Genomic DNA, 18786 nt, shown 5'->3' with positions numbered 1-18786 from the left:
ATGCGTACATCCAATGTTCACATAGGAATTTTGTTATATATTTGTGTACTCATCGGGGGCTGTGCAGGAAGAAGTGCACCCGCTCCCGTCGTTTTATTAAATAGCCAAGTTTCAGATGGAAGCGAAGAATACACAAAAAAAACCTATAAAGTGCAACGGGGAGATACCCTTTACGCAGTAGCTTGGTATACCGGGAATGACTATCGCGATTTAGCAAAATACAATGGTTTATCAGCCCCTTACACTATTTTTCCCGGTCAAATATTGAATGTATCGCCTCCGTCGAATGTGGCTGTAGCTCCCGTAAAAACTGAGGTCAAGACCAAACAGTCAACAACTCCGACCACCTCTAAAGTAGACAAAAGTTTGGTTGACCGCCCATCACCACAAGCGTATCGTGAAAGTGAAAAAGTTGTTAAGCCACAAAAAGTTACAACTGTCAAGAAGCCGTCACAAAGCGTCAAAAAACAAACGCCGACGAGCTTTCCAAGCAAAGTTGAAAAGTGGGTTTGGCCAGCAGAAGGTAAGATAGTTGGTACTTTCAGTAAGTCTGAGTCAGGCAACAAAGGAATTGATATCGCTGGTGCTAGAGGCAGTAAAGTCGTCGCAGCAGCAGATGGAAAAGTTGTTTACTCAGGAAGTGCCTTAAGAGGTTACGGTAATTTAGTAATAATTAAACATACCGACACCTTTTTGAGTGCTTATGCTTACAACGACACTATTTTAGTCAAAGAACGAGAATGGGTGTCGGCAGGGCAGCAGATTGCAGCCATGGGTGACAGCGGCACAAATTCGGTAAAACTTCACTTTGAAGTTAGGTATCGAGGGAAATCGTTAGACCCTATGAAATACCTGCCAGTATTAAAATAATAAAAATAAATAATAATAATAATAGATAAAGGAGAAACGTCATAAGGTAAACCTTGTAGCAGGAGATTCACGATGGGTAAGTCAAATAAAGCCTTGGAATCAAAACCGCAAGATGACTTAGATGTCATCGATATGCCAGCTGATATGAAAGCTGACGAAACCTTAACCAACGACGCTGACCTAGAAAATGATGATGCCATTTTCAGTCAGGATGACCAACCTAAAAACCTAGATGCCACACAGCTTTATCTAGGGGAGATTGGTTTTTCACCACTACTGACCGCAGAAGAAGAAGTTTATTTTGCGCGTCGCTCACTGAAAGGCTGCGAAGCCTCTCGCAAACGAATGATTGTTAGCAACCTTCGCCTTGTTGTTAAGATTGCTCGCCGTTATAACAACCGTGGATTAGCACTTCTTGATTTAATTGAAGAAGGTAATTTAGGGCTAATTCGTGCCGTTGAAAAGTTTGATCCTGAACGCGGGTTCCGCTTCTCAACGTACGCCACATGGTGGATTCGACAAACCATTGAACGCGCTATTATGAACCAAACGCGCACCATTCGTTTGCCCATTCATGTAGTGAAAGAACTAAACGTTTATTTACGAGCTTCTCGTGAACTTTCACAAAAGCTTGATCATGAGCCAACTGCTGAAGAAATTGCGGCAGCGCTTGATAAGCCTGTTGAAGACGTCACTAAGATGCTACGCTTAAACGAACGCATTACCTCTGTTGATACACCTATCGGTGGAGAGAATGATAAAGCACTTCTCGACATTATTGCTGATGAGAAAGAGTTTAGCCCTGAAGAAAGCTTACAAGACTCAGATATCAAAAGTAATATTGTTACTTGGCTTGAAGAACTAAACCCTAAGCAGCGCGAAGTACTTGCTCGCCGATTCGGCCTTATGGGATATGAACCATCAACTCTTGAGGATGTAGGTGCAGAAATTGGCTTAACACGTGAGCGTGTACGTCAAATTCAAGTGGAAGCACTTCGCCGTCTTCGCGATATGCTGGGTCATCAAGGTCTTTCACTAGAGAATTTGTTCGACCAAATGAAGTAGCTTCTGCGTACATTGCAAAGCAAAGGCAAAATGCCAGTGTTGAAACGCTTCTAAACAAGCGTTTCAACACTGGCATTTTTTTATTCTAACGTTGAAAAGGTTTAGCGGATTCCTGCCCCTAGTCTTGTTGGTTTTTTACAAGCGTAACGAAGGTGTAAGCATGCGCATTCTTTTCATCGGCGCTATGCGGTTCCCGCGATATTTCAGTCCAGCTTGCTGCTGCCTCGTAATCTGGGAACTGGGTATCTCCCTCAACGCTTAGCTCGATATGAGTAAGGTACAAAATATCCGCTTTATCTAAAAATGACTGATAAATAGTGCCGCCACCAATTATCATTACTTCGTCATTCTCGCCACTTTTATTACTTAATACTTTTGCGACCTCAAATGCCGATTCTGGAGAGTCAACCACAGTAGCGTCAGATAAGCTGTAATCTTCATTACTCGTGATCACAATATTTGGCCTACCCGGAAGCGCCCTACCGATTGATTCGTAGGTTTTGCGACCCATTATTACAGCCTTGCCCAAGGTGATAGCTTTAAAATGCTTCAAGTCAGCGGGTAAATGCCACGGCATATCATTGTCTGCACCAATAATTCTGTTTTTTGCCATAGCAGCAATCATCGCTATCTTCATTTTTAAACCTTCAGACTAAGTTCTTTTTTATGCAATGAAGTATATCAACTTCGAAAGAAAAAAGCGTCCGCTCTTCAGTTATCAAATAAAAACAATTATCATTTGCAATAAGAAAAAAGATACTCTAGTGTAGAGTCAGGAGGTGGCGACAATGCTAATAAATTACTTATGCCCTAAACATGCTGACTGGGTCTATAGCAATCCAGAGCAAGCGCTTCACGTAATGGCACGGGATGAAATGCAAGGCACTATGCTGATGCAGAGTGGTCAGTTAAGTGAAGCAATCCCTTATCTTGGATGCGCATTTGATATCGCTGTTATTTTGCTTGAAGTTGACGGCGGCGAGAATAACGCGATGACTGCCAAAATTATGAATTTAACCAGCTCGCTTGAAGAGATCTATTTCCACTTAACACTTCCTCATCATAGAAACGCCATAGTAGATAGAGCTCATGCGGTAATAAGAGCGTCTAATAGTGTTGCAAACAACACCATACCAATGAGCTTTACCGTATAAAAATGGTTTGCGCTGCATGAAAAAAGCTCGCACTTTGCTTTAACAAATATGCGAGCTTTCTATTTTTGACAACGATTTATTTACGTCAAACTATTACCGATACAAACACGATGCTAATTGCTTTAAGTATTTTCTTATCGGTTATTGCTTAAGGTCTGTTTTACAACTGCTGACTCTCAGCGATTGTTTCTCAACGACTGTTTCTCAGCGACGATACTCAACTTCCACGTCGTAATCGTCTTCGTCCCAGTCGTCATCATCGAGATCGTCGCCTAAGCCATCTTCAAATTCATCATGGGCTTCAAGTGTATTCTTGTGGTAAGTGTCCCACTTGAATTCTACTTCTTTTTTCTCTTCTTCCTCTTCCAGTTCTGCTGGAAGGGTTTCGATGAAGTCCATAATGTCGTTACACAAAGGGTCTAGGTTCATCTTTTGGAACGCAGAAATTTGATAAACTGGGCCTTCCCACTCTAATGCGTCAATAACATGCTGACAGCGCTCTTCGGCTTCTTCTTCAAGTAGCAAATCGACTTTATTAAATACCAACCAACGGGGCTTTTCTGCCAATTTAGGGCTGTATTTTTCAAGCTCTTCAATGATCGCTTTTGCGTGTTCGGCAGGATCGGTTTCATCAACAGGGAAAATATCGACCACGTGAAGCAAAATACGGCAGCGCTCTAAGTGCTTTAAGAAGCGTATGCCTAATCCAGCACCATCGGCAGCACCTTCAATCAAACCGGGAATATCAGCAACAACAAAGCTGCGCTGTGAGTCTTGACGAACTACACCTAAGTTAGGCACAAGGGTGGTAAACGGATAATCAGCCACTTTAGGCTTAGCTGCTGATACAGAGCGGATAAAGGTTGATTTACCTGCGTTAGGCATACCAAGTAAGCCAACATCGGCGAGAAGCATAAGCTCTAGCTTAAGGTTGCGAATTTCACCTGGTGTACCATTGGTTTTTTGACGTGGGGCACGGTTCGTACTGCTTTTAAAACGGGCATTACCTAAACCGTGAAAACCGCCTTGTGCCACTTTAAGCTTTTGGCCATGACGAGTTAAGTCACCCAAAACTTCGCCCGTGTCGCTGTCAGTAGCACGTGTACCCACTGGCACCATTACGGTGAGGTCTTTACCTTTCTTACCGATACAGTTGCCGCCTTGCCCATTTTGGCCACGCTCAGCACGGTGAAAGCGCTCAAAGCGATAATCGATCAATGTATTTAGGTTTTCATCGGCTTGTAAGAATACGCTGCCGCCGTCACCACCGTCGCCACCGTCTGGGCCACCTTTAGGTACGTATTTTTCCCTTCTAAAGCCAATGGTACCGTTGCCGCCGTCACCGGCTTCAACGCGAATTTCAGCTTCATCTACAAATTTCATTTATCACTCCGGGCTGTAATGCCGTGGGTTATTAACTTATTAATGCGAATACTAAGTTTACACCAAATTGCGCATCGGCGCTCTTGAGTCTGCTCAGCATTCTAAAAAATTGAAAAGTAAAACCTTGTTCAGCGCTAATTCATTTTCAGAATGTAAACGCTATTAATTAAGAACAGAAAAAGAAAGAAAGGTTTCACAAAACAAAAAACCCCGCAAGCGCGGGGTTTTTCTAAGCCTGTTCGGCGAGAAGCTTTCGCGCTTACTCAGCTACGATGCTTACAAATTTACGGTTCTTCGGTCCTTTAACGTCGAACTGAACTTTACCGTCTTTTAGTGCAAACAACGTGTGGTCTTTACCGATACCCATGTTGTCACCAGCGTGGAAACGAGTACCACGTTGACGAACAATGATGTTACCAGCAAGAACAGATTCACCACCAAAGCGCTTAACACCTAGGCGTTTACTTTCTGAATCACGACCGTTTTTGGTACTACCACCAGCTTTTTTGTGTGCCATGTGTTCGTGCTCCTATTATGCGTTGATACCAGTGATTTTCACTTCTGTGAACCACTGACGGTGACCCGCTTGCTTACGAGAGTGCTTACGACGACGGAACTTAACGATTTTTACTTTATCGCCACGACCGTGTGTAACAACCTCAGCAGTCACCTTACCACCAGCAACGATTGGTGTGCCGATTTTTACGTCGTCACCGTTGCTTACCATTAAAACTTTGTCAAATTCAACCGTTTCGCCTGGGGCTACTTCGATTTTTTCAAGACGAACGGTTTGGCCTTCGGCCACACGGTGTTGTTTACCGCCACTTTGGAAAACCGCGTACATAGTTAACTCCGCTCTGCGTCCACTGACGCTTCAATTCAAAAAACAGGGCGCGAATTGTACGTGAAACATCCGTAAATCACAACCCCGATTCGCAGAAAAATAGATTATTTTTCCAACATGGGGCGAATTATGCCCCAATTGCTTATTTGATGCAGCTTCAAATGCCCAAAAACCGTTAAAAAATCACAATTTTTTTCATTAAATCAGCAAAAAATTATCAGTATGGGAAGATAAAAGTAGCCGTAATACAGGTTAAGTTTGATGAAAAACGCGATCTCAATTGTAAGAGATCCGTTAACAAGATCGCCAACAGATCGGCAACGCACTACTACGATCATACGTTCAATTTCCGACTTAATTGTAATTACATTCGCTTTGAGCAAAGAGCGGGGTGTTTGTACGAGCGATGATCAGATCTCTAGTACGGATCGCTTCAACATTTGGGCGTTTTATTGTTAATGTGAAATTTCGATCTCCGTCGCCCACTTTCATTTTTCTCTTTTGGACCAAAATCAACCTGGCAGTACCGCTCAATTTTCTTGCTTAAACATCAAAAAATAGCGCTTTGGCATGAAAAATTGACAAGAGCATCTATAATCAGAGGTAACTGAATGGATTCGCCCGATTTGGCAACAAAACGCTTGAACAAATACACTGCAAAGAATGGAATTTCGATAGTGGATTACATTTCGACTAATTTCACTTTCGGTTTAACCGTATTTAAGGAATTACACGTAAATACGTTAAGCTGTCATTTTTTAAGACAATTTGGTGGATAGTACTGATGATTAAGGTACAATCGCCACCAATAATTGCCCAAGACGATAAGAGTAAGTATTTATTGCCATGCCTATGGATATAGATTCAATCCGCGCCCTGTCTAATGATGATATGCAGGCGGTAAACCAGCTGATTCAACAACAAGTCGACTCTGATGTTGCCCTTATTAATCAGCTTGGTTTTTACATAGTAAACAGTGGCGGCAAACGCTTACGCCCACTTCTTACCGTGTTAAGTGCGCGGGCAATGGGAATAGACAACAACGATCACCATACGCTTGCAGCAATTGTAGAATTTATTCATACCGCTACCCTGCTACACGACGATGTGGTTGACGAGTCGACCATGCGCAGAGGGCGTGAGACTGCAAATGCTATCTTTGGCAATCAGGCGTCGGTATTAGTAGGCGACTTTCTTTATACTCGCTCTTTCCAAATGATGGTAAGCCTGAAACGCATGCGCGTTATGGAAATTCTTTCCGAAGCCACAAACCAAATTGCAGAAGGCGAAGTGTTGCAGTTGATGAATTGTAACGACGCTAGCACTACCGAAGCGCGCTACTTTGATGTTATTTATGGTAAAACAGCGCGTCTGTTTGAAGCTGCAACACAGTTAGCTGCTGTTTTGACTGACAAAGACGAGCACATTGAACACGCCATGCAAGAATACGGCAAGCACCTAGGTACTGCCTTTCAGCTAGCTGACGATATTCTGGACTACATGGCTGACAGTGAAGAAATGGGTAAGAATGCTGGCGACGACTTAGCTGAAGGTAAGCCTACGCTGCCATTGTTGTACGCTATGTGGCATGCAAAAAATGACGACGACAAAGCGCTTATTCAAGAAGCCATTGAACAAAGTAATGGACTTCCACACCTTACGCGTATTCAAGGTATTATGAAAGAAACCGGCGCTTTGGACTACACACGTGAATGTGCGCAAAAAGAAGTGCAAATGGCCATTGATAGCCTTAACGCTATAGAAGACTCTGACTACAAAGAAGCGCTTATTGCGCTGGCTCATATTTCAATTGAGCGTACTAGCTAATTACCGACTGATGCTATGAAAAGGCGTGTTGTAACCAACACGCCTTTTTTGTGGGTAAAACCTGGATCGCACTTAAAACGTAGGCTTCAAATTTGTCGATACACAAAACGTTTTCGAAACTCTGACAAGCCAATTCAATAAAGAACTTTCTCTGCTCTGATTCATCATGAAAACAAACGTTTAGGCTAAGCGCATTTTTTATAAGCTACCCTTCAAGCATAAAGCCGATCAGGCCCACTAAGAAGCCAAGAATACCGCCAAGTGGAGGAAGCCAATGGTTTTCCATACGAATTTGCGGAGCAATATCTTGGAACACTGAATAAAGGATACCACCTGCAGCAAACAGCATGATCCCACTCATAACCACTGGGAACTGCGCTAAATAATAAAAGCCTAGCAAACTGAACAAGGGGCCAAGTAGCGCCATCAAAACAAAGATAACAATGAGTTTATTGCTACGCTGTTTGTTTTTGGGCAACATCTCTCTGTAGGCATTAAACCCTTCAGGTAGATTTTGGACCGCAATCAATAGGCCTAACAACATAGTGCCACCGCCTAGTGCTGCCGTAGTACCAAGGGCGATAGACTCAGGCACAAAATCACTGAGCATGGCGGCTAACTGGCTGCCTGCGGTTTTCTTTTTCGCCAAGTAAATATCAAGAGCCATAAAAGCTAAAGCGCCACCAACAAAGCACATTATGGCCGCCAATAACGATACGTCTTTTATCCCTTCGGGCACAAGCACTAAGCCTACCGCAGAGATTAGGGCCCCCGCCCCAAGTGCTAAAATGCCGTGGCGTAACTCTTTTTCTAACCACTTAGGTTGAATACCCTGGTAAGTCGCTAAAATAGCGCCCGCGGGCATGGCAAGGCCAGCTACCGTTGCCATTATCAATAAACCTACTATATTGCCTTGTGCCATAAAGACTCCTTTCTAGCCATTACTTGTGTGCGCCTTCTAATTGATTACTGCTCTCAGCACCATTGGTTTACAAATAAATCCTTTTCTACGCGCGTAACGAAAAAGAGCAGCCTTAGACTGCTCTTTGCATTCATGACGATGGGTTGTGTTAGCTATTAGCCATACACAAGCAAGCCGATTAATTTAAATCCAAATCTCGGGTCATGTTCTCGTTCTTATCGCGATGCACAATAATGTTGTCTTCAATGCGAATGCCGCCAAAGGGCTTGTATGCATCAATGGTATTCCAGTTGATGTATTTAGACGCAGGCGTTGCTTTAAGGTCGCGCAGCAGGCTATCGATGAAGTATAAACCCGGCTCAATAGTAAACACTTGGCGCGCTTCTACCATACGCGTGCAGCGCAAGAACGGGTGATCGTCAGGAGCAGGCTTAGGCGTACCGCGATCGTCGTTTACAAGACCACCTACATCGTGCACTTGTAACCCTAAGAAGTGACCAATGCCATGCGGGAAGAATGTGCGCGTAATCCCCATTTCCACGATTTCTGGCGGCGTAAGGTTCACCATGCCGGTGTCGTGAAGAATTTGCGCAATACCATCGTGGGCTAACAAGTGAATGTCTGTGTAGGCTACACCCGGCTTTAACGAATCGACTAAGGTCAGCGTAACCTTATCTACCGCTTGAATGAGGTCGCGGAACATCGCTGAATTATGAACCCCCTCTTGAGCGTAGGTACGCGTAATATCTGCCGCATAGCCATGATAATTCGCTCCCGCATCAATTAAGAACGAACGCGATTCTTTTGGCGCTACAGTATCGCACTGCATGTAATGCAGAATTGAAGCATGTTCGTTAAGTGCCACAATACTGGTGTAAGGCACATCGTTATCGCCCTGTCGACACGCAGAGGCATAAGCTAAATTAATGTCGAACTCGCTTTTACCATTGCGAAAAGCTTGCTCTGCCGCTTTATGACCTGCCACCGCCAGCTTGTTAGCTTCACGCATGCAGTCAAGTTCATAGTCGGTTTTATAAGCACGTTGATAGTGCAAATAATGCAACACGCGGTCTGGGTTTACATTGTCAAAACCCAACGCTTTGGCTACTTCAATATATTCGCCCACATAGGCAAAACGGCTTTTATCGTAAGGCAGAAATTTCTCTACCGCATCGGCCTGTTGAAGTAGTTTAATGTCGAAGCTGTCAGTCCAAAAGTCATTTGGCTCTGGCGGCACTTTGTGCCAGAAATCTTCGGGGCGATAGAAAATGAGCGTAGGCTTGTCTACACCGTTTACCACCAGCCAACAGTTGGGGTTATCAATAACAGGCACCCATGCTTTGAACTGCGGGTTGACCTTGAATGGGTAGTGATTATCGTCCAAGAAAAGACGTTTGCCCTGTCCTGAGTGAATAACTAGTCCGTCTAGCCCTTCTCGCTGTAGTGCTTCGCGAGTTCTAGCTTGAAGCTCTTCGATATGCTGTTGGTAGGTTGCTTTATGTTGCGACATAGCCCCTCTTATCTTTTTAGTCGTTAGTTAGCTACTAGTGTATCACGAGGCCAGCATGACATGCATACTGGCTCAGACCGCTGTGCTGTTGTATACGTTAAGTTTCCCATACTGGTAAAATAACAACGTAATGAAAGGCGTACCCGTACGCCTAACCTTCGATAGCTATCGCGGTGCTAGTTGCAGTGTACCTGTTACCGGATGTGTACTTACTGCATCTGCCGATGGGATCATATCGCGGGTAAGTTGAGGGAAGATATTCTCGTTTCCACCTAGCTGCTGGTCGTAAATATGCTGATACGCCATCACCGCCTTCACGTAGGCACGGGTTTCTTTGTAAGGAATATTCTCAATCCAAATATCCACTGGTAGCGCTTCATTAGCAGGCAACCATTCCAACACTTTGCGCCAACCAGCGTTATAAGATGCGGACACCAGCACTGGGTTATTGTTTAACTTGTCCATTAAATAACGAAGGTACTGCACGCCGTATTCAACGTTATCGTCTACCTGAAAAAGTGTGTTGCGACTTACTTTCTCTTTTGCTACATAACGCGCGGTTCCCGGCATAAGCTGCATGAGTCCTGCCGCTCCCACCGAAGAGATAGCATCGCTTCTAAACGAACTTTCTCGGCGTGCAATAGCCATAGCCAGCGACTTTGAAATACTGTATGCCTGCGACTTTTCGCTGAATACATCATTAAAGGCCAGTGGGAATCGGCGCTCGACATCATCCCAATAGCCACTTCGCGCAAAACTGGTAATAGCTTGATCGTATAAGCCCCACTCATACGCCAAAATGCCCGCATCGGTGACTTTCGATTCGGGTAAATGTGACAGTAAATAGAACCACTCACGGCGCGCTTCTGTGGTTCTGTCTAACCTGAAAAATTCAACAGAGCGCATGGTGGCAGGGGTTTTCGCCACACTGGCAATAGCTGCCGTGTCTCTTGGCGCAGGCGTGTGCGCAAGCGACGGAATTTCGCCTATGTGCGCACTTGCCATAAAGCCATAATAATGGCGTTCTTGAGAAAGCTCTTTATAAAGCACGGTAGCCTGCATAGTTTGACCAAGCGCTTCTAAAGCACGGGCTTTCCAATAGCGATAGTTCTCTTCTTGCTGCAAACTGGCAGGGGCGCTAACAATAACATTAACCACTTCCTGCCACTTTTTCGTGCGAAGCAAATGGGAAATATGCCAAAGCTTTACATCTTCACTGGCACCGTGAACATCAGCAAGTTCAAGCCAATGGTGCGCTTGAGGAAGGCGGTCTAACGTGTAGCTAAGCGCTATTGCTCTTCGCATAACGTGCTGCTGTGCTTGTGAGAAGATGTTCTTGTCGTTGTAACGGTTAAAAACTGTGCCGGCTAAATCGGGGTTTCGCCATGCAAGTTTTTCTACCGCCCATACAATGACCTCCGCTTCATGGGATGTATTTTTTAACGGGAAGAGTGCTGCTTTGTTAACTCGGCTTGAATCTCGGGTTACTGATAACCACGCATCTGCAAGATATTGCTTATCACTGGGTAATTGGCGCTTGAGATAAGAGATAATACTTCGATTATCTTCTTTCGCAGCAATCTCAATACGTTTTATCACCATTTCTGGTGTCATCATGCCCGCTTTTTTCCACTTAGCAAAAAGCGGATCGCACTCATCAGGTTGAGACTGCCCATGAAGCCACAGGGCATCAACTTCAGGTAATATATCTTTTTCGCTTTCACCTTCTTTTAAGCGGTAATTAAGCGCAATACAGGTAAGCCTTGCCCCCATACCAGGGCGATAGTTTTCTAAAAATGTGCTGCGGTAGTCATTTTTTGCAAGGTAGTTAAGCCACTTATAACGCACACCATAGCTTACCGGCTGTCCATTAAAGTCTTCCAGAAACTGTTTAACATCGCGCTTTGTTCTTATTGACATGGTGCGTTCAAGTTTAAGCCGAAGCAAATAAGGATAAAGTGGGTAGTGCGCTAACTCATAAATGTCGTTATCAAGATGCTGAACGCTGCGTTTTGAGTAAGTTAATAATTTCTTTTCAACTTCTAAATAGCGAGCGCGATCTTTTTCGAATATGTCTTCGGGTAAAGTTAAGGGCTGGGTTGCCCAAGCACCAAAGGAAGAGAAAGAACACATCAGTGCTCCCACTACGGTGGCGAGCAATTTATTGTTTTTTGTCAGCGAGCGCTGACCTAACCACGAACTAAAATAAAAACCAGACACAATAGAACTCCTACCCTGCTCTACACTCGAACGCTTATAAGCGCTGGCAAATTTGCCAAATCGAGCTGATTGTAAAATGTTGCTGAAAAAAGCAGCATTGCGACTGTTCCAATACGTTCGTTAGATAAACGAAGGGAAAGTTTCAGCCTGGCTCCGTGCCAAAGAAGATGTTGTGCCAGCTGTCGTTAGCTATGCTTTACAAACATAGTTGACATGATTGTAGATTATTCTTTTGCTGGATTGGCGCTTTGCGACAATAACGCTCATTATACAACCACCAATACCGAAATGAAGCTTGAATTCGATATTTGCACTTGAATTTAAGTCATCGGACCACTACCTTAGACAAATTGAAACGCTTGTTTGATTTTTTGTTGAAATTTTGTGTGGCTTTGTAAAGAATCTAGCCACCCTAACGCGTTAGTGAATGCATACGACCCTACAAATTAGTTGGATTACTTCACTAACATCCTGGCCAATGCCGAAGGAGATGATAATGATATACACAGGCAAAAGTCTTTCCGTCAGCCTGTTAGATGACGGCTTTGCTGAGCTGGTATTCGACGCCGAAGGTTCAGTAAACAAGTTCGACCGCCAAACAGTGAGCGAACTTGACGAAGCAACCCAAGCCCTACTTGCTAAAGGCGATGTTAAAGGCTTAGTAGTACGCAGTGCAAAACCTGCATTTATCGTAGGTGCTGATATCACCGAGTTCACTGGCCTTTTCGCTATGGACGACGCTGAAGTACTACAGTGGGTTGCTAATACGTCACAAGTATTCGACCGCTTCGAAGACTTACCTTTCCCTACCATCGCTGCAGTTAACGGCTTCGCACTAGGCGGCGGCTGTGAAATGGCATTGGCGTGTGACATGCGTATTGCAGACACTACCGCCTCAATTGGTTTACCAGAAGTTAAACTAGGTCTTATGCCTGGTTTTGGTGGTACGGTTCGTTTACCCCGTCTAATTGGTGCAGACAATGCGCTTGAGTGGATGACTACTGGCCGTGACAGAAAAGGTGCGAAAGCCCTTGCTGAAGGTGCGGTTGACGCCGTTGTAGCACCAGAAGCACTTGTTGAAGGCGCGCTTTCAATGGTGAAAGACGCAGCAGAAGGCAAGTTTGACTGGCAAGCACGTCGTGCGGTTAAGAAGGCCCCACTACAGCTAAACAAAAACGAAGCGATGATGAGCTTCAGTACAGCTCAAGCCATGGTATTTGCACAAGCAGGTAAGCATTACCCAGCACCGCACAAAATGGTTGAGACTGTTCAAAAAGCAGCGGGCCTAGACCGTGACGGCGCACTTAAGCTTGAAAATGAAGGTTTTGTAGCCCTAGCAAAAACCGACGCAGCCAAAGCACAAATTGGTATCTTCCTTGCCGACCAGTTAGTTAAAGGTAAAGGTAAAAAGCAGGCGAAAGCAGCTACCAAGCAATCTAAGCTTAACGCTGTACTAGGTGCAGGTATCATGGGCGGCGGTATTGCATACCAAAGCGCTGTGAAAGGCACGCCAGTTATCATGAAAGACATTAATCAAGGTGCACTAGACCTTGGCCTTTCAGAAGCAGCTAAAATTCTTGGTAAAGGTATGAAGCGCGGTAAAGTTGATGCGACCAAAATGGCGCAAACACTTAACGCAATCACGCCTACTCTTGAATACAGCACACTTAAAGATGCAGACCTTGTTATTGAAGCGGTTGTAGAAAACCCGAAAGTAAAAGGTATTGTGCTTAAAGAAGTAGAAGACAATGTAGCGGACGACGCTATCATCACTTCAAACACCTCTACTATTTCTATCAACCAGCTAGCTGAAAGCTTAGACAAGCCAGAGCGCTTCTGTGGTATGCACTTCTTTAACCCAGTGCACCGCATGCCGCTTGTTGAAATTATTCGTGGCGAAAAAACCTCTGAAGAAACCATCAATGCAGTCGTTGCCGCTACCCTTAAAATGGGCAAAACCCCCATTGTGGTTAACGACTGCCCAGGGTTCTTGGTAAACCGCGTATTGTTCCCATACTTTGCGGGCTTCAGTAAGCTTCTTATCGACGGTGCTGACTTTGTTGCCGTTGATAAAGTAATGGAAAAAATCTTCGGCTGGCCTATGGGCCCTGCTTACCTAATGGACGTTGTAGGTATCGACACTGGCGATCACGCAGCAGACGTAATGGCAGCGGGTATTCCAGAGCGTATGGCTCGCCTAGACAACGACCCAGTAACTCTTTTCTACAAAGAACAGCGTTTAGGTCAGAAGAACGGTAAAGGTTTCTACAACTACGGTGTTGATAAGCGCGGTAAGCCGTCTAAAACACCTGCTGAAGAAGCCTACGCACTAATGGCGCCACACGTAGCTGAAAAGACAGACTTTGACGCTGACGACATTATTGCACGCCTTATGATCCCTATGGCAAACGAAGCAATTCGCTGCCTAGAAGAAGGCATTGTAGATAGCGCAGCTGAAGCAGATATGGCGCTACTTTACGGCTTAGGTTTCCCTCCATTCCGCGGTGGTATTTTCCGTTGGATTGAAACCATTGGCTTGGCGAACTTTGTTGCGATGGCAGACAAGTACGCTGAACTTGGTCCAATTTATCAGATCTCAGACGGCGTTCGTGAAATGGCCGCTGCTGGTAAATCCTATTTCGCATAAGACCCGGAGGAAAAACTAATGAAAGAAGTGGTCGTAATCGATTGCGTACGTACCCCTATGGGTCGTTCAAAAAACGGTGTTTTCAGAAATGTGCGTGCAGAAGACCTATCTGCAGCACTAATGACCGCGCTACTAGAGCGTAACCCTGGCGTAAACCCAGCGGAAATTGAAGACATCATTTGGGGCTGTGTTCAACAAACTAAAGAACAAGGCTTCAACGTTGCACGTAACGCGCAACTATTAACACAAATTCCACGCACAACTGGCGCGGTAACGGTAAACCGTTTATGTGGTTCATCAATGCAAGCCCTTCACGATGCAACAAGCGGCATCATGAGCGGCCGTGGTGACATTTACATGATTGGTGGTGTTGAGCACATGGGTCACGTACCGATGAACTACAACATCGACTTCCACCCTGGTCTTGCTAAATACACGGCAAAAGCGTCGGGTATGATGGGTATGACAGCCGAACTACTGGGCCGTCAAAACGGTATTACTCGTGAGCAACAAGACGCATTTGGCGCGCGTTCGCACCAACTAGCGCACAAAGCACACCTTGAAGGCCGCTGGGCTAACGAGATTGTGCCTGTTGAAGGTCACGACGCAAACGGCGTATTAAAGCTTATTGACTACGATGAAGTAGTTCGCCCAGAAAGCACAGCTGAGAGCATGGCGGCGCTTCGCCCTGTGTTTGACCCAGTAAACGGTACGGTTACTGCGGGTACGTCTTCTGCGCTGTCTGACGGTGCATCGGCTATGCTACTTATGTCAGCAGACCGTGCGAAAGAGCTAGGCCTAACGCCGCGTGCAAAAATTCGCTCGATGGCAGTGGCAGGTTGTGATGCGGCAATTATGGGTTATGGCCCAGTGCCAGCAACACAAAAAGCCCTTAAGCGCGCAGGCCTAACTATGGACGATATTGAACTTGCTGAGTTTAACGAAGCGTTCGCCGCTCAAGCACTATCGTGCATTAAGCAGCTTGGTTGGATGGATCACCTAGATACTAAGATTAACCTTAACGGTGGCGCGATTGCACTTGGTCACCCACTAGGTTGTTCTGGTTCACGTATCTCGGGTACGCTTATCAACCTAATGGAATCACAAGACGTAAGCTTAGGCTTAGCGACTATGTGTATTGGTTTAGGCCAAGGTATTGCTACCGTATTTGAGCGTGTATAAACGTTTAAATAAGCGCTTTTAAAACTAAGTTTTGAAAAGGGCCTTCGGGCCCTTTTTTGTTTCGGTAAACAAGAAAACTAAAACGCTAAATTAGAAAGTGGGCTGACAACACCATTAGCCCCTTGTTGAAGTATATGGGTATAGATTTGAGTAGTTCTAACATCGGCGTGACCTAGTTGGTCTTGCACTGTTCTGATGTCTGCACCTGATTGCAGTAAATGCGTAGCAAATGAGTGACGAAGCGTGTGTGGCGTAACATGCTTAATTATTCCCGCATCACTTGAAGCACGACTTACCGCGCGCTGTATCTGTTTTTCATCTATATGATGACGCCGTAATAGCTTGCTTTCTGGATCGATACTTAACTTTGATGCCGGGAACAAATACTGCCATTCCAGCGTTTTATTGCGCTGTTGATACTTTTTCCTCAACCCATGCGGAATCCAAGCGCCAGCAAAGTCTGGCACCATCAAATCTCGTTGCAAAAGTTTTTCACTTTCACTGATATGATTTTTTAAAAGTGGGATAAGTGATTCTGACAGCGTTACCACTCGATGCTTGCCCCCTTTCCCAAACCAAATTCTCACACACTTGTAGTCGAAGTCTATATCTCCCGTTCTAAGACGCACGCACTCCATTAATCTAAGGCCACTTCCATAAAGGAGTGCTACCGCTAAGTAATGATGGGTAGGCACCCTACCAAGCAATGCTTTTACTTCTAACTGGGTTAACACAACTGGCAGCTTCCTTTCCCTTCCGCTCCCCACAAAATTCATGTCGGAAGGAAGTGGTTGTTCTAAATATTTATTGTAAAGAAACACTAATGCGTTAAGTGCGGTGGCTTGTGTAGACCGCGCATTCTTTCGCTTGGTAGATAGATGGGTAAGGTATGCTTCAACATGCAACACGTCGAGATCTTTCGGGTGCTGAAATTTGTGAAAACGAATGTAGTCTGAAATCCAGTTTATGTAGGTTTGTATAGTACGCTTTGCATAGCGCTTCAGCATCATGTGCTCGTACAGGGATTTAATAAACTGAGACTTCATATTCGACTCCAAAATAAAAGAAGTCTATTTAAAAAATCACAATGAAATAACTGACTTTAGTACCTGTTTTGTTGCAAAGGCACTCACAAAATATCCCAAAATCACCTGCACCCCGTTTTGGTGTTTTTAGCTTTTGAGTAAAATACACCAAAAACGTATTTTACTAATCCTATCGATAGGTTATGGTTTAATCATATTTATAGCCAAACGGACAAAAAACCCGTTCTGGTTCGTTAAATCGCCCTTTTTAGGGAACGATTAAATTGTTAGAAGGCGTCAGCCTAAACTGCGTTCGGCTCTACAAAAATTCCAGTGCAACTGCCCTCACCTTTTCTTATTAGCATCGCTTTGGCTTGTGGTAGGTTTAAATCCGCCGCTTAAAATTCAAAGGTGGTGTAATAGGCGCTTTACCTTCTTGTCCTTATTTTCAGCCAGCAAGCGCCATTACACTTGATAACTCAGATGGCGGCTAGCTTCTGTCAAATCAAAAACATCATTGCACAACCGTTTTTCTTGTCTGCGTTAACAATCAATCGTATGCTGGCATCAACAGTTTTTAAAAAGACCAAAGGAACTGGCTCTGCTTATAACAAAGCGCTCAAGTTCACTCCCTTCGGTCGCTGGGACGCTAACACGCGGGCTGACTCACTTCGTTCGGATTTTAGCCCACATGCTAGCGCCCCTTAGCTTAAAGTTATGTGCTTTAATGGAATATTCCAGTAATTTTCACTTTATTAGCTATCAGGAATGAACTTGAATGGATTCTTATGTCCTCGCCGATATTATAATCAAATGTATCGTTATTCTGGTTGGTGTATACCTTATCTTCCGAGGCAAGAATGCTAAAAATAGTTTAGGTTCTCAAAGAGAGCTGCTGCCTCCAAATACTATGATTATCATAGGAGTTTTAATCTGCGTCACCAACGCTTACTTAATATTTGAGGCTATTTTGTGAACGCACCTAACAAAAAAATTAAGACACTCACTTCGTTCGCTGGGACGCATACACGTGGGCTGCTTCGCATTCTAGCCCACGTGCCTGCGCCCCTTATTTAAAAGTTATGCATTACCAATAGAACTATAGGCAATCAAACGACAAGGAATGTTTAAAAGCGTGTTTTCACTCAAAGCTCTCTTACCCGATTATTCATTTAATTGGTTTTGGATGTTTGTAAGCTTGTTTCTCGTAATATGGCTGGGACACCAAATTCTTACCGCTGCTTTTCACCAAGAGATACTCAACCTACGAACTACTAATTCTGTTTCCTTAACTGAGTCTCCTTTCTGGTTTTCTTTTGTAGTATTGTTTAAATTTACCGCTTGGTTGTTTGCGCTTTGGTACTTCGTCTCTAGCACCAGATATTTACTACAGAGGAAGTAATGCATAACAACTCAATCAACTCACTCACTACGTTCGCTGGGACGCATACACGCAGGGCGGCTTCGCCATTATGCCCTACGCGCCTGCGCCCGTTATTGAAAAGTTATACACCACCCATTTTTTAATAATAATCAGGCCAAAGTTCAGCACTTTTTTACAACAGCTTTGGGGGTTCGTTTTAGTTTTCGGTCAACATCGAAGGTATCTTGAAAGTTCCGCTTTTCAACTCAAGCCGCCCTCTTCTATGGCAGCAAGTAAAAGTTAAAATCTCTGGTTGTTTTATTCGGTACTTTTACTCTGTTTTCTCTCAACATGCTGGTAGTTTAGAAACGGTTTGTGTATAACAAAAAAATTAAGTCGTGCGCTGGCGCGCACTGGGACGCATACACGTGGGCTGCTTCGCATTATAGCCCACATGTATGCGCCCCTTATTTAAAAGTTATAAGGCGTCAGCCTAAACTGCGTTTGGCTTAATACAAATCCCAGTACAACTACCCTCACCTACTTTTATTAGCATCACTCTGGCTTGTGGTAGGTTTAAATCCGCCGTTTTAGGTCTAGCGGTGGTGTAATAGGCGCTTTATCACCAAGTTCTTATTTTAAGCCAGCAAGCGCCATTACACTTGATAGTCCAACTGGCGGCTAGCTTCAGTCAAATCAAAAACATTTATGCACAGTCGTTTTTCTTGTCTGTGGTAACAATCAATCGTATGCTGGCTTCAACAGTTTTTAAAA

Annotated in this window: 14 protein-coding genes; 6 read left to right on the top strand and 8 right to left on the bottom strand. The window is 44.4% G+C overall.

Annotation, left to right across the window (positions count from 1 at the left end; genetic code table 11):
- Positions 1–870 (top strand): peptidoglycan DD-metalloendopeptidase family protein, encoded by an 870-nt coding sequence (locus tag AC27KT_RS11065; RefSeq protein ID WP_487129926.1) that lies wholly within the window; start codon positions 1–3, stop codon positions 868–870.
- Between the two features lie 72 nt (positions 871–942).
- On the top strand, positions 943–1935 hold the full coding sequence (rpoS, locus tag AC27KT_RS11060) for an RNA polymerase sigma factor RpoS (protein WP_136781015.1): 993 nt from the start codon (positions 943–945) through the stop codon (positions 1933–1935).
- A gap of 118 nt (positions 1936–2053) precedes the next feature.
- On the opposite strand, the gene folA is transcribed toward rpoS, so the two are convergent.
- Complete coding sequence (gene folA, locus AC27KT_RS11055; RefSeq protein ID WP_487130273.1) at positions 2054–2560, bottom strand: type 3 dihydrofolate reductase; 507 nt, start codon at positions 2558–2560, stop codon at positions 2054–2056.
- Positions 2561–2723: 163 nt separating this feature from the next.
- On the opposite strand from folA, the gene AC27KT_RS11050 reads away from it, so the two are divergent.
- Positions 2724–3089 carry a hypothetical protein gene (locus AC27KT_RS11050; protein ID WP_487129924.1) on the top strand — a complete coding sequence of 122 codons (366 nt, stop codon included), beginning with the start codon at positions 2724–2726 and terminating at the stop codon, positions 3087–3089.
- A 204-nt stretch (positions 3090–3293) separates the two neighbouring features.
- Here the strand turns inward: AC27KT_RS11050 and cgtA are convergent, their stop codons facing one another.
- The 3 genes from cgtA to rplU all read right to left on the bottom strand — a co-directional run bounded on the left by cgtA (position 3294) and on the right by rplU (position 5316).
- A complete protein-coding gene (cgtA, locus tag AC27KT_RS11045) occupies positions 3294–4472 on the bottom strand; it encodes an Obg family GTPase CgtA (protein ID WP_071816947.1) in 1179 nt (392 codons plus the stop codon).
- Between the two features lie 259 nt (positions 4473–4731).
- The gene (rpmA, locus tag AC27KT_RS11040) at positions 4732–4989 is read right to left on the bottom strand and encodes a 50S ribosomal protein L27 (protein WP_012517170.1); all 258 of its coding nucleotides are present in this window, start codon (positions 4987–4989) and stop codon (positions 4732–4734) included.
- A gap of 15 nt (positions 4990–5004) precedes the next feature.
- Entirely contained in the window at positions 5005–5316 is a 312-nt protein-coding gene (rplU, locus tag AC27KT_RS11035; RefSeq protein ID WP_012517169.1) for a 50S ribosomal protein L21, read from the bottom strand.
- Positions 5317–6168: 852 nt separating this feature from the next.
- Between rplU and ispB the strand changes: the two genes are divergently transcribed.
- Positions 6169–7143: an octaprenyl diphosphate synthase gene (gene ispB / locus AC27KT_RS11030; protein WP_487129920.1), complete on the top strand. Its 975-nt coding sequence runs from the start codon at positions 6169–6171 to the stop codon at positions 7141–7143.
- Positions 7144–7348: 205 nt separating this feature from the next.
- On the opposite strand, the gene AC27KT_RS11025 is transcribed toward ispB, so the two are convergent.
- The 3 genes from AC27KT_RS11025 to AC27KT_RS11015 form a co-directional block, all read right to left on the bottom strand.
- The gene (locus tag AC27KT_RS11025; RefSeq protein ID WP_487129918.1) at positions 7349–8065 is read right to left on the bottom strand and encodes a ZIP family metal transporter; all 717 of its coding nucleotides are present in this window, start codon (positions 8063–8065) and stop codon (positions 7349–7351) included.
- A 178-nt stretch (positions 8066–8243) separates the two neighbouring features.
- Positions 8244–9575, bottom strand: a complete 1332-nt coding sequence (pepQ, locus tag AC27KT_RS11020; RefSeq protein ID WP_487129916.1) for a Xaa-Pro dipeptidase — start codon at positions 9573–9575, stop codon at positions 8244–8246.
- A gap of 165 nt (positions 9576–9740) precedes the next feature.
- Positions 9741–11795 (bottom strand): transglycosylase SLT domain-containing protein, encoded by a 2055-nt coding sequence (locus tag AC27KT_RS11015; RefSeq protein WP_487129914.1) that lies wholly within the window; start codon positions 11793–11795, stop codon positions 9741–9743.
- 496 nt (positions 11796–12291) lie between these two features.
- On the opposite strand from AC27KT_RS11015, the gene fadB reads away from it, so the two are divergent.
- On the top strand, positions 12292–14442 hold the full coding sequence (fadB, locus tag AC27KT_RS11010) for a fatty acid oxidation complex subunit alpha FadB (protein WP_487129912.1): 2151 nt from the start codon (positions 12292–12294) through the stop codon (positions 14440–14442).
- Between the two features lie 18 nt (positions 14443–14460).
- Positions 14461–15624: an acetyl-CoA C-acyltransferase FadA gene (gene fadA, locus AC27KT_RS11005; protein ID WP_071816941.1), complete on the top strand. Its 1164-nt coding sequence runs from the start codon at positions 14461–14463 to the stop codon at positions 15622–15624.
- 77 nt (positions 15625–15701) lie between these two features.
- Here fadA and AC27KT_RS11000 read toward each other — a convergent pair whose 3' ends face one another.
- A complete protein-coding gene (locus AC27KT_RS11000; protein ID WP_012517162.1) occupies positions 15702–16670 on the bottom strand; it encodes an integron integrase in 969 nt (322 codons plus the stop codon).
- Positions 16671–18786 lie beyond the last annotated feature (2116 nt).

It is taken from the genome of Alteromonas sp. 5NW40-0090, assembly GCF_057552975.1.
Note: the sequence above shows the minus strand (reverse complement) of the source record. Positions and strands in the feature narration are given on the sequence as shown.

Excerpts from the sequence above, each read along its gene's own strand:
- fadA (WP_071816941.1), top strand. The coding sequence starts at position 14,461 with ATGAAAGAAGTGGTCGTAATCGATTGCGTACGTACCCCTATGGGTCGT.
- AC27KT_RS11065 (WP_487129926.1), top strand. The coding sequence starts at position 1 with ATGCGTACATCCAATGTTCACATAGGAATTTTGTTATATATTTGTGTA.
- rpoS (WP_136781015.1), top strand. The coding sequence starts at position 943 with ATGGGTAAGTCAAATAAAGCCTTGGAATCAAAACCGCAAGATGACTTA.
- rpmA (WP_012517170.1), bottom strand. The coding sequence starts at position 4,989 with ATGGCACACAAAAAAGCTGGTGGTAGTACCAAAAACGGTCGTGATTCA.
- AC27KT_RS11050 (WP_487129924.1), top strand. The coding sequence starts at position 2,724 with ATGCTAATAAATTACTTATGCCCTAAACATGCTGACTGGGTCTATAGC.
- cgtA (WP_071816947.1), bottom strand. The coding sequence starts at position 4,472 with ATGAAATTTGTAGATGAAGCTGAAATTCGCGTTGAAGCCGGTGACGGC.
- AC27KT_RS11000 (WP_012517162.1), bottom strand. The coding sequence starts at position 16,670 with ATGAAGTCTCAGTTTATTAAATCCCTGTACGAGCACATGATGCTGAAG.
- ispB (WP_487129920.1), top strand. The coding sequence starts at position 6,169 with ATGGATATAGATTCAATCCGCGCCCTGTCTAATGATGATATGCAGGCG.
- pepQ (WP_487129916.1), bottom strand. The coding sequence starts at position 9,575 with ATGTCGCAACATAAAGCAACCTACCAACAGCATATCGAAGAGCTTCAA.
- AC27KT_RS11025 (WP_487129918.1), bottom strand. The coding sequence starts at position 8,065 with ATGGCACAAGGCAATATAGTAGGTTTATTGATAATGGCAACGGTAGCT.
- rplU (WP_012517169.1), bottom strand. The coding sequence starts at position 5,316 with ATGTACGCGGTTTTCCAAAGTGGCGGTAAACAACACCGTGTGGCCGAA.
- folA (WP_487130273.1), bottom strand. The coding sequence starts at position 2,560 with ATGATTGCTGCTATGGCAAAAAACAGAATTATTGGTGCAGACAATGAT.
- fadB (WP_487129912.1), top strand. The coding sequence starts at position 12,292 with ATGATATACACAGGCAAAAGTCTTTCCGTCAGCCTGTTAGATGACGGC.